This is a genomic window from Novosphingobium sp. ERW19 (assembly GCF_012641315.1).
Lineage (GTDB): Bacteria > Pseudomonadota > Alphaproteobacteria > Sphingomonadales > Sphingomonadaceae > Novosphingobium.
In genome coordinates, this window is record NZ_JABAIC010000004.1 from 206,179 (window position 1) to 219,861 (window position 13,683).

Genomic DNA, 13,683 nt, shown 5'->3' on the forward strand with positions numbered 1-13,683 from the left:
CCACAACCTACATGCGTGTCAATAAGCTTTGCGGCGGAACCGTGCGAACACTCCGCCCTTGGCCTTGCCGCGCGCGGGGCCCGATTTCATGACCGTCCGGCGGAACAGCTGAGCCCCTGCCCGCACGATCACGACAACCCAGAACGCCTGCCACAGCAGCGCCAGGACATGCGGCCACACTTCGGGTTGTTGCGCGGCCCGCGCCAGCATGGCGTAGGGCGAGCTGACCGGGAAGATCACCGAAAGCCATTCCACCCACGAGCCCGGCATGGTCAGCGCATAGCTCGAGAAGAAGAACACCATCAGCTGGAACATCGAGACCGGCATCGACAGCGTCTGCACTTCGCGCACCGTGGCCGCCATGCCGCCGATCGACAGAAACAGCGATCCCATCAGCAGGTAGGCCATCGCAAAGTAGAGGAAGCCGAGAATCAGGAACAGCGGCCAGCCCACTGCAGGGGCAGACATGCTGGGCAGGCTTTCCGAACCGGCCAGCACGATCATGCCGATGGCCGTGCCCCACACGGCAATGCCGACAAGGCTCACGGCGAGCATGGCAAAGAGCTTGCCCATGAACAGGGCGTCCATCGGGATGGCGGCGGCAAGAACCTCGATGATCTTGTTACCCTTTTCCTCGACAAGGTTGGACAGGACCATGCCCGCCAGCAGCATCGTCAGCAGGAACAGCAGCACTTGCGCGCCCTGCGCGGTGTAGATCTGGCCGGTGCGGACCTTGGCGATCGAGGTGTTGACCTCCTCGACCAGCACGTCCGGATAGGCAGTCGGTGTCTCGGCGCGGGCGCGGGCGGCGAGGTTTGAAACGAGGCCAACCCACTGGCGCGCGCGGTCGGCGGTCGCGGTCAGGGTCGGGCCAGCGAGCGTCCCGCCGACGACCGCGGTCACCTCGCGGTTGCCGTCGGAAAGAGCGCTCCGGGCATCGAAGGCTTCTCCTGGCGCGGCGGCGGCAAGTTCGATCATGTCGGGCAGGCCACCGGCCATGCGCCCGTCCAGTTCCTCGCGCGCGGCAAGCATGCGCTTGTTGTCCTGCGCGCTCATGGCAAGGCCGATGGTCGGCCTCTCGACGTTCTGCTGGACCTTGGCGCCGATGTTTCCGGCAAGCCCGCCCACGACCAGCGGGAACGCCGGGCCGATCAGGAAGAAGATGAAGGTCTTGGAGAACACCACGGCGACGAAGTCGCGCCGGGCGATGACCAGCGCGCAGCGCAGCTTTTCGGCAAATCCGGTCACCGCGCGTCTCCTTCGCTTTCCTCGAGCGCCCTGGCCGCCGCCTCGCCGGCGATGGCAACGAAGGCATCGTGCAGCCCTGCCCGCTCGATCGAGAGGCTGAGAATCCCGGCATCGCCTTCGATCAGCGCGCGCAGCAGTGGCTCGACGCCGGTTTCGGGCAGGGTGAAGTACCAGAACGCGCCTTCGTGCCGCACGTCTGCCGGAAGCGCGGCGCGCCACGGCCCATCCTGCGCGCGCGTTTCGAGCCGGACTTGCGGGCGCAGGCGGTCGCGGGCGAGATCGACCGGCCCGGCGAAGGGCACCTTGCCCCCGGCGATGATCGCGATCCTGTCGCACAGGCGCTCGGCATGAGCGATCACGTGGGTCGAGAAGATCACCGTGGTGCCGCCTGCCGCCAGCGCGCGGATCATGCGTTCGAGCTTGCCCTGGTTGAGCGCGTCGAGGCCGGAGAAGGGTTCGTCCAGCACCACAAGATCAGGTTTGTGGACGAGCGTGCCGAGCAGTTGCACGGTCTGCGCCATGCCCTTGGACATCTGGCGAATCTGGCGGTCGGCTGCATAGCCAAGCCCATGTTCTTCCAGCAATTCCCGCCCGCGCCGGCGCCCCTCTTTCAGCGGCACGCCGCGCAAAGCGGCAAGGAAGCCGATGGCCTCATAAGCCTTCATCGCCGGGTAAAGGCCGCGCTCCTCGGGCAGGTAGCCGATGCGCCGGGCAACCTCGGTCGGGCGTTCGTGGCCCAGCACGCGGCGATAGCCGGCGTCGGGATCGATGATGCCGAGCAGCATGCGCAGCGTCGTGGTCTTGCCGGCGCCATTGGGGCCCAGGATGCCGTAGATGGCGCCCTTGGGCACGGATATGTCTACGCCGTCGACAGCGGTGAATCCGTCGAAGCGCTTGACCAGCCCGCGCGCCTCGATCGCAAGTTCTGGAGGGGCGAGTTCCACTCCGGTGCTGTCAACCGCGTTGCCAGCCACCGGCCATTCCCCTAGCTCGATCGTCATGGGTCATTGCCCTAGCGATAGGCGATGAACGAGCAGGGCAGCAAGTGTGGTTAACGCAAGTCCAACTCTCGCAGGCAGAGCGGCAACTCCCGGGGGCAATGGGGCAACTCCTGGCAGCGAAGGCATGACTCTCGAGGGCAAACTGGCAGCGGAAGCGACCCGCCTCGGCTTTGCGGCCTGTGGCGTCGCACCCGCCGATGACGACCCCCTCCGGGCGGCCCGACTCGAACAGTGGCTGGGCGAGGGATGCCACGGATCGATGGAGTGGATGGAAACCCGCCTCCACCACCGCCGCGGGCCGCAATCGCTCTGGCCCGAGGCGAAGAGCGTGATCGCGCTGGGCATGAGTTATGCCCCGGCGGCAGATCCTCGCGCGCTGGAGGCGCATCCGGAGCGGGGGCGCATCTCGGTCTATGCGCAGGGCGGCGATTATCATGACGTGGTCAAGCGCAATCTCAAGGCGCTGGCGCGGTGGCTGGTGGCGGAAGTGCCGGGGGCCGAGGTCAAGGTCTTCGTCGATACCGCGCCGGTGATGGAAAAGCCGCTGGGGCAGATGGCGGGAATCGGGTGGCAGGGGAAGCATACCAATCTGGTGAGCCGGACTCACGGTTCGTGGCTGTTCCTGGGGGCGATCTACACGACGCTGGAGCTGACGCCCGATGTGCCCCATGCCGACCGCTGCGGATCGTGCACGGCGTGCCAGACGGCCTGCCCCACCAGTGCTTTTCCCAAGCCTTATCAGCTGGATGCGCGGCGGTGCATTTCCTATCTGACGATCGAGCACAAGGGACCGGTGGCGGAGGAATTCCGCGCTGCCCTGGGCAACCGCATCTATGGCTGTGACGATTGTCTGGCGGCCTGTCCGTGGAACAGCTTTGCTCAGGCGGCGCAGGCCAACCGCGCGTTCCTGCCCCGCGGCGAGCTGACCGCGCCGAAGCTGGCCGAGCTGCTGGCGCTGGACGACGCGACGTTCCGGCAGGTGTTCAGCGGCAGCCCGATCAAGCGGATCGGGCGCGACCGGATGGTGCGCAATTGCCTTTATGCCGCAGGCAACAGCGGCGACCGGGCGCTGCTGCCGGTTGTACAGGGCTTATGCGGCGATCCCGACCCGGCGGTGGCAGATGCCGCCCGCTGGGCCGTGGAGCGGCTGGCTTAGGCGAGCATTTCCTTGAGCGGCACGCTGGCATCGGCCAGTTGCTCAGGGGCGATCTGGGCGCGGGCTTCGACCAACTTCTTGCCCTGCACGTAGTCCTTGACCATGTTCACGCAATCGAGCGCGATGACCTTGCCGTTCTTGAGGTAGACCACCGAGAACGAGCGCGTTGCCGGGTCGCCGCGCAGCACGGCGTTGTCGTGGCCGGTGGAGAGGCCGACGGTCTGCAGGCGCAGGTCATATTGGTTCGACCAGAACCACGGCGTGGCCTTGTAGGGCGCTTCAGTGCCGCAGATGCACTTGGCGACGGTGGTGGCCATGTCGTTGGCGTTCTGGACGGATTCGAGGCGGATCACCGCGCCGTCGGCAAAGTCGTTGGCATGAGCCGCGCAATCGCCGATCGCGTAGACATCGGGCAGCGAGGTGCGGCACAGTTCGTCGACGTCGACGCCGTTGCCACCCGAGGCACCGGCTGCGAGCAGCGGACCGACGCAGGGAATGATGCCGATGCCGACGATGACGATGTCGGCCGGGATGACCGAACCGTCCTGCATCTTGACGCCGGTGGCCTTGGTGCCATCGCCTTCGATGCAGTCCATCGCCGCGCCGGTGCGCAGGTCGACTCCATGTGCGCGGTGTTCGGCCTGATAGAATTCGGACAGCGCCTCACCGGCAACGCGCGCCAGCACGCGCGGGAGCGCTTCGAGCAAGGTGACCGAAACGTCGAACTTGGTCAGCACGGCAGCAGCTTCGAGGCCGATGTAGCCGCCGCCGACGACAACGGCGCGCTTGGCCCCGGCATCGAGTTCGGCCATCAGCCGGTCGGCGTCTTCCTTGGTGCGGACAGCGTGGACGCCCTTGAGGTCTGCGCCCATGCACGAGAGGCGACGCGCATCGCCGCCGGTGGCCCAGATCAGCTTGCCGTAGCCGATCTCACTGCCATCGCCGAGCTTGACCGTGTGCGCGGCGGGATCGAGCGAGACGACTTCGGCGCCGAGCTTCATCTCGACAGCCTTGTCCTCCCAGAACTGCGCCGGACGGATGCAAATGCGATCGAACGTCTTGTCGCGGGCAAGGTATTCCTTGGACAGCGGCGGACGCTCGTAGGGGATTTCCGGTTCGCGGCCGATCACCAGGATACGGCCTTCGAAGCCGTTCTGGCGCAATGCGATGGCTGCTTGTGCGCCGCCATGCCCTGCACCCACGATGATGACGTCTGCCTGCTCCATCCCGAATCCTCCCGGCTGTTGCGAGGGCGTTTGGCCAAAAGCGCGCGTTCGTCAACCGACTGACTTGGAAAAGGCCATTGCGGACAGGCCACAATGGATTTCAGACTTCGACGATCGTCCCGGCAAGGCGCTCGACTTCGGCGCGGTCATGGCTGACGTAGAGGATCGGCAGGCGCACCTCGTCGCGCAGGCGCTCGATCGTGCGCATGATCTCTTCGCGGCGGGCGCGGTCAAGCGAGGCGAGCGGTTCGTCCATCAGCAGGAAGCGCGGGTTGGAGAGCAGAGCGCGCCCGATGGCGACACGCTGGGCCTCGCCGCCCGAGAGCGTGTTCGGCCAGCGATCGAGCAAGTGGGCCAGCCCGAGGAAATCGACGACATCTGCTTGCGACATCGGGCCGCCTTCGCGGGCGCCGTAGGCAAGATTGGCGCGGACGCGCAAGTGCGGGAACAGGCGAGCGTCCTGGAAGACGTATCCTGCGCGGCGTTGCTGGACCGGCAGGTCTGTTGCGGTGGTGCTGTCAAACAGGACTTCGCTGCCCACGACGATGCGCCCCTCATCCGGCTTGAGCAGGCCCGCTACCATGTTGAGGATCGAGGTCTTGCCTGCGCCGGAGGGGCCGAACAGGGCGGTGAGGCCGGGGCTGGCGGTGAAGCTGCAGGCGATGTGCGTATCGCCAAGCCTGCGCGCGACGGTCACTTCAAAGGACATGGGCGCTCCTGCCCATGCGGCGGGCGAGCACTTCGGAAATGACCAGCGCGGCCAGCGACAGCAGCACTGAGATCATGGCGAGGCGGGTCACCGCGCTTTCGCCACCGGGGATTTGCAGAGCGCTGTAGATGGCAAGCGGCAGGGTCTGGGTTTCACCGGGAATGTTGCTGACGAAAGTGATCGTCGCGCCGAATTCGCCAAGCGAGCGGGCAAAGCCGAGCACGGTTCCAGCGACCACGCCGGGCATCGCGAGCGGAACAGTGATGGTGCAGAATACGCGCCAGCGCGAGGCGCCCAATGTCATTGCCGCAGCTTCGAGGCGCTGGTCGACTGCTTCGATCGACAGGCGCATGGCGCGGACCATCAACGGCAGGGCCATGACGGCGGCGGCCAGCGCGGCCCCGGTCCAGCGGAACATGAAGGTGAGGCCGAGCGCCTGCTCAGCCCACGCACCGACCGGGCCTTGCGGGCCGAAAGCGAGCAGGAGCAACCAGCCGGTGACGACCGGCGGCAGGACCAGCGGCAGGTGGATCAGCGCATCGAGCAGGACCTTGCCGGGAAAACGCCCCCGCGCCAGAGCCCATGCCAGCGCGAAAGCGACCGGCAGGCAGGCGGCGACCGCGACGGCGCCGACCTTGAGCGAAAGCCGGACGATCTCCCACTCCTCGGGAGTCATCAGCGCCGGCCAAACCCGCGCTTGAGAAAAATGGCGCGGCCTTCGCGCGAGATCAGGAAGCGGCGGAAGGCCTCGGCATCGCGATGGCGCGAGGTTGCGAGCAGGGCGACGGGATAGGTTATCGGCTGGTGACTGGCCGCGGGGAAAGTCCCGGCCACGCGCACGCGGCGCGAGGCCATGGCATCGGTGGCGTAGACGATGCCAAGCGGAGCCGCGCCCCGTTCGACCAGCGCGAGCGCAGCGCGCACGTTTTCGGCGGCGGCGACTTTTCCCGCAACGCTGGTCCACACACCCAGCTTGGTCAGCGCCTCGCGACCGTAGCGCCCGGCGGGGACGGCGGCGGGGTCTGCCATGGCAAGGCGGCCCGACCCAAGGGCCCTGGCCAGCGGGAAGTTCCGGGTGATCTGCAGGTTCACACGGCCTTGCGCCGGGGCGACGAGGACGAGGCGGTTTTCGATCAGCCGCGCGCGGGTGCCGGGCTTGAGCAGCGACTTGCCCTGAAGGTAGTCCATCCACTCTTCATCGGCAGAGGCGAAGAGATCGGCGCGGGCGCCTGCCTCTGCCTGACGGGCCAAGGCCGAGGACGCGGCGAAGGACAGGACCGGGCGCGGGTGGCCTTTCCTGGCCCAGGCGGCGGCCGCATCGGTCATCGCTTCCTGCAGGCTGGCGGCAGCAAGGACCAGTGGACCCTTATTCTGCGCGAAGGCCGGGGTGGCGCCCGCAAGCGCGATCAGCAGGGCAAAGAGGGCGCGCAGCAGAATCGGCGGCATCATGGTTCCGGAACAAGCTATGTTCGGCTGTATATACCATGATGCCGCTCCGGCAATCTTTTGCTTGGGCAGATTAGCGGCCGAGCAAGGTCCTTGCCTGGCTGGCGACTTGCGCCAGCATCGCCGGAGACACCACCGGGGCGGCCTGGGCGCGGGCGACGAGGCTGCGGAACTGCCGCACCGCCGCAGCATTGGCCGACAGCCAGTCGCTGACGAAGGCATCGGGTGAGCCGCCCTTGGAGCGCGCAAGGAAATCGAGGCGCATCTGCTGGAAATCGCGGGCAAGGCCGGCGACGAGCAGGCGCTCCCACGGGTCCGACGGGTTCATGCGACGTGCGGCCTGTTGCGCCCAGTCGATGCCGAGCGCAGCGCCGAGGTCGGCGAAGGCGCCGGTCAGCGCCGCGGCATCGACATTGAGCTCGCCTGCGAGGTGGGCGAGACCGATCGCGCCGTCCATGTCGTAGAGGTGGACGAGGCGTGCGGCGATCTCCGCCGGAACGCCGCTGGTGGCGAGATCATCGGCCATGCGGCGGGCCTGCGCCTGCGCGGCACCGCGCAGCAGCTCTGCCGTGGTGTGCGAAAGCAGGGCGACGCCGCCGAACAGGTCTTCGATCAGATCGTCGGGCGACTGCGTGCCACGGCCTGAGCGCAGGACATCGGCGACGTGGCCGCGCAGGCCTTGCGCGACGCGGTCGAACAGATCGAGCCGCAGGGTTTCGGGCATGTGTGCCGAATCGAGCAGTTCCCAGGTCTTGCGCAGATCGAGCAGGCGCTCTGCCGCGACGAATGCGGCAGCAACTTGTGCGAGCGAGACGCCTTCCTCCTCGCAAAGCTCGAACGGGATCACCGGCCCCATGCGGTTGATGATGCGGTTGGCGAGCTTGGTGGCGATGATCTCGCGGCGCAGGCGGTGGTGGACGATCTCGCTTTCGAAGTCTTCCTGCATCTGCGGCGGGAAGGCGGCGACGAGTTCCTCTTCCAGCACCGGATCATCGACCACGGTGCTTTCCTCGAGCGCGCGCTGCAGCACGAGCTTGCTGCTGGAGAGCAGAACGGCGAGTTCCGGGCGAGTAAGGCCCTGCCCGGCGGCGGCGCGGCGGGCGAGGTCTTCGGCACCGGCGAGGCCTTCGGTCTTGCGATCGAGATCGCCGCCTTCCTCGAGCACATCGATCAGGCGCGACCATGCCGGCATGGCGGCAGCGCCACCGCGTTCGGCGATGGACAGGGCGAGGGCCTGGAGGCGGTTGTCCTCGAGCACGAGGTGGGCGACCTCGTCGGTCATCGCGGACAGGAGTTCGACGCGGGCGTCCTCGGTCAGCTTGCCCGAGCGCTTGGCGGCGGCAAGGGCGATCTTGATGTTGACCTCGTTGTCCGAGCAATCGACGCCGGCGGAATTGTCGATGAAGTCGGTGTTGATGCGGCCACCATGCAGCGAGAACTCGATGCGCGCGGCTTGGGTGGTGCCGAGGTTGGCGCCTTCGCCGATGACCCTGGCGCGGACCTCGTTGGCCGAGACGCGGACGGAGTCGTTCGACGGGTCACCGACGTCGACGTTGTTCTGGGTGCTGGCCTTCACGTAAGTGCCGATGCCGCCAAACCACAGCAGGTCGACCGGGCTTTGCAGGATCAGCGCGATCAGCGAATCCGGATCGATCTCGGGCAGTTCGACCCCGAGCATCGCCTGGACTTCGGCTGAAAGCGGGATCGCCTTCATCGAGCGCGGGAAGACGCCGCCTCCTGCCGAGATCAGGCTCTTGTCGTAATCGTCCCAGCTGGAGCGGGGCAGCGCGAACATGCGGTTGCGCTCGTCCCAGCTGCGCGCCGGATCCGGATCGGGATCGAGGAAGATGTGGCGATGGTCGAACGCGGCGACGACCTTGAGCGCCTTCGACAGCAGCATGCCGTTGCCGAACACGTCGCCTGACATATCGCCGCAGCCGGCGACGCGGATGGCTTGCGTCTGCACGTCGACGCCCAGTTCGAGGAAATGGCGGCGGACCGAGAGCCAGGCACCGCGCGCGGTGATGCCCATCGCCTTGTGGTCATAACCCTTCGAGCCGCCGCTGGCGAAGGCGTCGTCGAGCCAGAAGTCCCTGGATTCGGCGATGGCGTTGGCAACGTCGGAGAAGGAGGCGGTGCCCTTGTCGGCAGCGACGACGAAGTACGGGTCCTCGCCATCGCGGATCACGACATGGGCGGGGTGGACGACCTTGCCCTCGACGATGTTGTCGGTGATCGACAGCAGCGTGCGGATGAACACCTGGTAGCTGGCCTTGCCTTCGGCCAGCCAGCCTTCGCGGTCCTTGGCAGGATCGGGGAGCTGCTTGGGGTAGAAGCCGCCCTTGGCGCCGGTCGGCACGATGACGGCGTTCTTGACGCGCTGCGCCTTCATCAGGCCGAGGATCTCGGTGCGGAAGTCGTCGCGGCGATCGGACCAGCGCAGGCCGCCGCGGGCGACCGGGCCGGCACGCAAGTGGATGCCTTCGACGCGCGGGGCATAGACGAAGATCTCGCGCCACGGCAAAGGCTTGGGCAGGCCGGGAACGAGCGCGGAATCGATCTTGAAGGCCATCGCTTCGGCGGCGGCAGGGGCGAAGGCGTTGGTGCGCAGGATGGCGCCGACAAGCGCGCGGAAGCTGCGCAGGAGGCGGTCGTCGTTGATCGCGGCGACGCCGGCGAGGCCGGTCCTGATGCGCTCTTCGGCTTCGGCAAAGGCAGCATCGCGGTTGCCGGTGAAGGCGGGATCGTGGCGGGCGACAAAGGCGGCGACGAGGCCGCGGGTGACCGCAGGGGCGTTCTTGAGCGCTTCGACCACGGTGGGGATGCCGAAGGTCATGCCGGCCTGGCGCAAGTAGCGGTAGAAGGCGCGGAGCCAGTTCGCCTCGATCGCAGTGAGGCCGGTGGCAACGATCAGGCGGTTGAAGGCGTCATCCTCGGCCGCGCCGTTGATCACCGCCGAGAGCGAGCTTTCGATCGATGCTGCGCGGGCGAGCAGATCATCGACCGAGCTGTCAGCCGGGTGGGCGACGAGGAAATCGTGGATATAGCCGAGGCGGCCACCGTCGAGCGGGGTGGGCACTTCCTCGAGCACGCGGAAGCCGAAGTTTTCGAGCACCGGAACGGCATCGGACAGCACGATCGCGCCTTCGCGCTGATAGAGCTTGAGGCGTAGCACGGCTTCGCCTGGGTTGCGATGCAGGCGAACGGCGCGGCGCGGGGCCTTGCTGCCCGCCAGCGTGCGCAGGACGCGGATGTCGCGCGCTGCCTCGGCCGCACCCGAAGCATTGCGGTAGGACAGCGGGAAAGCGTCGGCATAGCGGGCGGCAATGGCGGCGGCGCGCGAGGGTTCCTCGCTGGTGGCCAGTTCGCTTTCGACAGCGCCTGCCCAGCCCCGGACCATGCCCTGCAATTGCAGGTCGAGCGCGGCTTCATCGACCTGCCCGTCCTGATCGCGCACGTCGAGCACGAAGCGCAACATGGCAAGCGTGCTGCCTTCGACCTGCAGCGACCAGTCGATCACCTGCGCCCCGGCAGCCGCTTCGAGCATGTCGCGAATGGCGAGGCGAACCTCGGTCGACAGCACATCGCGCGGGAGCCAGACGAAGGCAAAAAGGTGCCGGGCGAGCGGAGCCTGGACCAGCGCGAGACGGGGGCGCGGGCGGTCGACCAGGCTCATCATCGCGGTCGAGACGCGCTCCAGATCGGCATCGTCGAAGCTGACGAGGAGATCGTGCGGCAGTGCCGTCAGCGCATGGACCAGCGCCTTGCCGGCGTGGCCGTTGGCGGCAAAGCCGAACTTGTCCATCAGCTCGGCCAGCTGGGTGCGCAGGCGAGGCACGCGATCAGGCGCGGCGGCAAGCGCGGCGCTGGTCCAGACCCCGGCATGGACCGAAAGCGCGACGACCTTGCCGCCTTCGATGCGCGGGACCATGAACAGGTCGAGCGGCACGCGGCGGTGAACGTTGGCGATGCGGTTCGCCTTTACGATCAGGGGCGCGCGGCCCTTGCCGGATTCGAACCAGCGGAAGGCGCGATCGAATGAACTGGCCGCCAGCAAGCTGCGGTCGCTGGCGCGGCAGATGCCGAGAGGCTTTACCTCGGTACCGTCACGCAGGCGCGTCACGCTGCCGAGTTGGGTAAGCATGCCATCAGCCAGCCAGCGCAGCAGGGCAGCGCCTTCGGGATCGGCAAGACCAGCGGCATCTTCGCGCATGACGGCCTGCATCAGCGGCCAATCGGTGACGGCGGCACGCACGTCAGCCAAGGTCTCTTCGAGCGCAGCGACAAGGCCGCGGCGCTGGCGCGCATCGGCGCGTTCGGTTTCGAGATAGACGACGGATTCACGGCGTTCACCCGAAGCATCGCCCGCCGGGAATTCGGTGAGATTGCCATCGGCATCGCGTCGGACGGCGACGACGGGGTGGACGAGGCGATCGATGGCCAGACCCTGCGCAGTGATCGCCGAGGTGATCGAATCGACGAGAAACGGCATGTCGTCGTTGATCACGGCGATGCGCAGATGCCGACCGTCGCTGTCCGAACCGCTGACGCTTTCGATGGCGATGGCGGGATCGCTGCCCTTGCGAAGTGCGGCGGCGGCAGCGGCAAATCGGGCCGCTTCGGCGAGGCGCGCAGCATCGAAATCGAGCGCTTCATCAGGAAGGAGCGCGCCGGCAAATCGCTCAGCCAAGGCCAATGACAGCTGATCGGAGTGAGCCTGCGAAGACGAAGTGGCAGGGGCTTGCGAACGGCTTGCGGACGTTGACGCCATGGAGTTTTCCCGACTCTCCTTGCGAGAGGATATTTCACCCTCGCGTAATTATTGAATACGTAAGCGTATCATTATTCCAAAGGGTAATCCAGCCGTGGCGAGACCTCAAGTCCGGTTCATCGACGCGCGCAGCTTAACCCGCTGTTGTGAACCCTTTGCGCACCTTTTCGTGCCGAAGGATTGCGGGCCGGTTACGTCAGGCGACGACAAGCTCGCGCGCGGCTTCGGCAGTAAGGCGCAATGATCGCAAGCGCGCCTGCTGGTCATAGATCGAGGCAGCGACGATGATCTCGTCGGCGCCGGTGCGCTCGGCAAATGCGGCGAGGCCATCGCGCACCGTTGCCACCGACCCGCAGGCGCTGACCTGGCGGACGTGTTCGAGCATGGCGAGTGCGGGCGGTGGCAGCGTGTCGCGATAGCCGGGCACCGGAGGCTTGAGCTTGCCCGGCGTGCCGGTGCGCAAGGCAACGAAGGCCTGATCCATCGAGGAGGCGAGCAATTGGCCTTCCTCGTCGCTTTCGGCAGCGACGACATTGATGGCGGCTGCGCAATAGGGAGCGTCCAGGGTTTCGGATGGCTGGAAGCGTTCGCGATAGATCTTCAGCGCCGCATCGAGGTGATCGGGCGCGAAGTGCGATGCGAAGGCATAAGGCAGGCCGAGCATCGCGGCGAGCTGGGCGCCGAACAGGCTCGAGCCGAGAATCCACAGCTGCGGCTTCGCACCCTTGGCGGGATAGGCCTGCAGCGGCACGCGCGGATCGCCCGCGAACTGGAGCTGGAGTTCGACCACGTCCTGCGGAAAGTCCTCGGCGGCGCGGTTGGTGTCCTTGTGCAAGGCGCGCATGATGCGCTGGTCAGCGCCGGGAGCGCGGCCGAGGCCGAGGTCTATGCGGCCCGGAAACAGGGCATCGAGCGTGCCGAACTGTTCGGCAATCACCAGCGGATTGTGGTTGGGCAACATGATCCCGCCCGATCCGATGCGGATGGTCGAGGTCGCATGGCCGATGTGGGCAAGGGCAACGGCCGTGGCTGCGCCGGCGAGGCCTTCCATGCCATGGTGTTCGGCAACCCAATAGCGCTGGTAGCCGCATTCCTCAGCCACGCGCGCCGCGGCGGCGGAATTGTCGAGCGCCGCCCGCGCCGTCCCGCCCTCGACCACACTGACCAGATCGAGGACGGAGAGTTTCATGATGCCGGCTTTCCTGCGGTTTCGGGTGAAACCGATTTAGGTGCGGGGCCGAGCTGTTCAAGGTAAGCGCGCGCAGTCTTGCCAGCGTCACCGTCCTTGTCCGCCGAGACGACCGATTCCCACGACTTGCGCGCGGCGTCGTCCCGCCCGGAGAGCACGGCGATGACACCTGCTTCGAGGCCGACCTGCGGATCGCGCGGGCCGTACTTTGCGGCGATTTCGATATCGCGCTGGGCGCGGTCCAGTTCACCATTGCGGCGGGCCAGCGTGGCTGACAGCAGCCAGCCTTCCGGGTCTTCCGGCGCCAGGCGATGTGCTTCGTCGAGCGCGCCACCAGCTTCGGCGAGGCGGCCGAGCGCGACGAGCGCGCGCGAACGATCGCTTTGCATTGCGCCAAGCGCGGCATTGTCGGCAAACCCCTTGATCGCCAGAGCGCGGTCGAACCAGCCCAGCGCCTGTTCGGCATTGCCGCCCGCCAGCGCGGCGTTACCGGCCATCGCCATCAACGGCACGGCGGCAACTTCCTGTTCCTTGGGCACGCCCGAAACGGCCTGCGCGAAGGCTTCGAGCGCACCATCGAAATCGCCGGCGTTTGACCGCAGCATGCCAAGGCACTGGTTGGCGCGGACCTGCTGGCCAGAGTCGCGGCTTTCACCAAGCCAGGTCTGGGCTTCGACCATCGCTGCGTCGGGAGCGGTGGCCGCTTTCTGCAGGCAATAGGCAAGGCGATCCTGTTCCGGCAGGTTGGGCCGTTCGAGCCCTGCTTCCTTTTCGGCCTGCCGCTGCTTTTCAGGATCGCGGCGGCGAGGAATGGGCAGGTCCGAGGGGCGCATCGGCATGGTGGCAGGTCCGATCTGCATCAGCGAGGCCTGCTGATCGATGCGATGCTCCACGGCGAAAAGCGGTGCGGGAAGATCGATCATGGCAGGCTTGTCCT

Annotated in this window: 10 protein-coding genes; 1 reads left to right on the forward strand and 9 read right to left on the reverse strand. The window is 67.0% G+C overall.

From position 1 onward, the window contains the following. Positions 1-18: 18 nt before the first annotated feature. Both HGI46_RS09630 and HGI46_RS09635 read right to left on the reverse strand, forming a co-directional pair. Complete coding sequence (locus HGI46_RS09630; protein WP_168904000.1) at positions 19-1,248, reverse strand: ABC transporter permease; 1,230 nt, start codon at positions 1,246-1,248, stop codon at positions 19-21. Then, entirely contained in the window at positions 1,245-2,249 is a 1,005-nt protein-coding gene (locus HGI46_RS09635) for an ATP-binding cassette domain-containing protein (protein WP_206065642.1), read from the reverse strand. Before HGI46_RS09635 ends, HGI46_RS09630 begins: the two co-directional genes overlap by 4 nt. Before the next feature lie 124 nt (positions 2,250-2,373). Between HGI46_RS09635 and queG the strand changes: the two genes are divergently transcribed. Continuing rightward, complete coding sequence (gene queG, locus HGI46_RS09640) at positions 2,374-3,405, forward strand: tRNA epoxyqueuosine(34) reductase QueG (protein ID WP_168904001.1); 1,032 nt, start codon at positions 2,374-2,376, stop codon at positions 3,403-3,405. Here queG and HGI46_RS09645 read toward each other — a convergent pair. From HGI46_RS09645 to HGI46_RS09675, 7 genes are all read right to left on the reverse strand, one after another. Then, a complete protein-coding gene (locus HGI46_RS09645; RefSeq protein WP_168904002.1) occupies positions 3,402-4,631 on the reverse strand; it encodes an FAD-dependent oxidoreductase in 1,230 nt (409 codons plus the stop codon). The genes queG and HGI46_RS09645 overlap by 4 nt on opposite strands. Positions 4,632-4,731: 100 nt before the next feature. Continuing rightward, positions 4,732-5,340, reverse strand: a complete 609-nt coding sequence (locus HGI46_RS09650; protein ID WP_168904003.1) for an ATP-binding cassette domain-containing protein — start codon at positions 5,338-5,340, stop codon at positions 4,732-4,734. After that, a complete protein-coding gene (gene modB / locus HGI46_RS09655) occupies positions 5,330-6,016 on the reverse strand; it encodes a molybdate ABC transporter permease subunit (protein WP_168904004.1) in 687 nt (228 codons plus the stop codon). Before modB ends, HGI46_RS09650 begins: the two co-directional genes overlap by 11 nt. Beyond that, entirely contained in the window at positions 6,016-6,786 is a 771-nt protein-coding gene (gene modA, locus HGI46_RS09660) for a molybdate ABC transporter substrate-binding protein (RefSeq protein WP_168904005.1), read from the reverse strand. Before modA ends, modB begins: the two co-directional genes overlap by 1 nt. 73 nt (positions 6,787-6,859) lie before the next feature. Further along, positions 6,860-11,557 carry an NAD-glutamate dehydrogenase domain-containing protein gene (locus HGI46_RS09665; RefSeq protein WP_168904006.1) on the reverse strand — a complete coding sequence of 1,566 codons (4,698 nt, stop codon included), beginning with the start codon at positions 11,555-11,557 and terminating at the stop codon, positions 6,860-6,862. A gap of 196 nt (positions 11,558-11,753) precedes the next feature. Beyond that, positions 11,754-12,746, reverse strand: a complete 993-nt coding sequence (locus tag HGI46_RS09670) for an LLM class flavin-dependent oxidoreductase (protein ID WP_168904007.1) — start codon at positions 12,744-12,746, stop codon at positions 11,754-11,756. Continuing rightward, positions 12,743-13,669 carry a tetratricopeptide repeat protein gene (locus HGI46_RS09675; protein WP_168904008.1) on the reverse strand — a complete coding sequence of 309 codons (927 nt, stop codon included), beginning with the start codon at positions 13,667-13,669 and terminating at the stop codon, positions 12,743-12,745. Before HGI46_RS09675 ends, HGI46_RS09670 begins: the two co-directional genes overlap by 4 nt. Positions 13,670-13,683: the final 14 nt, after the last annotated feature.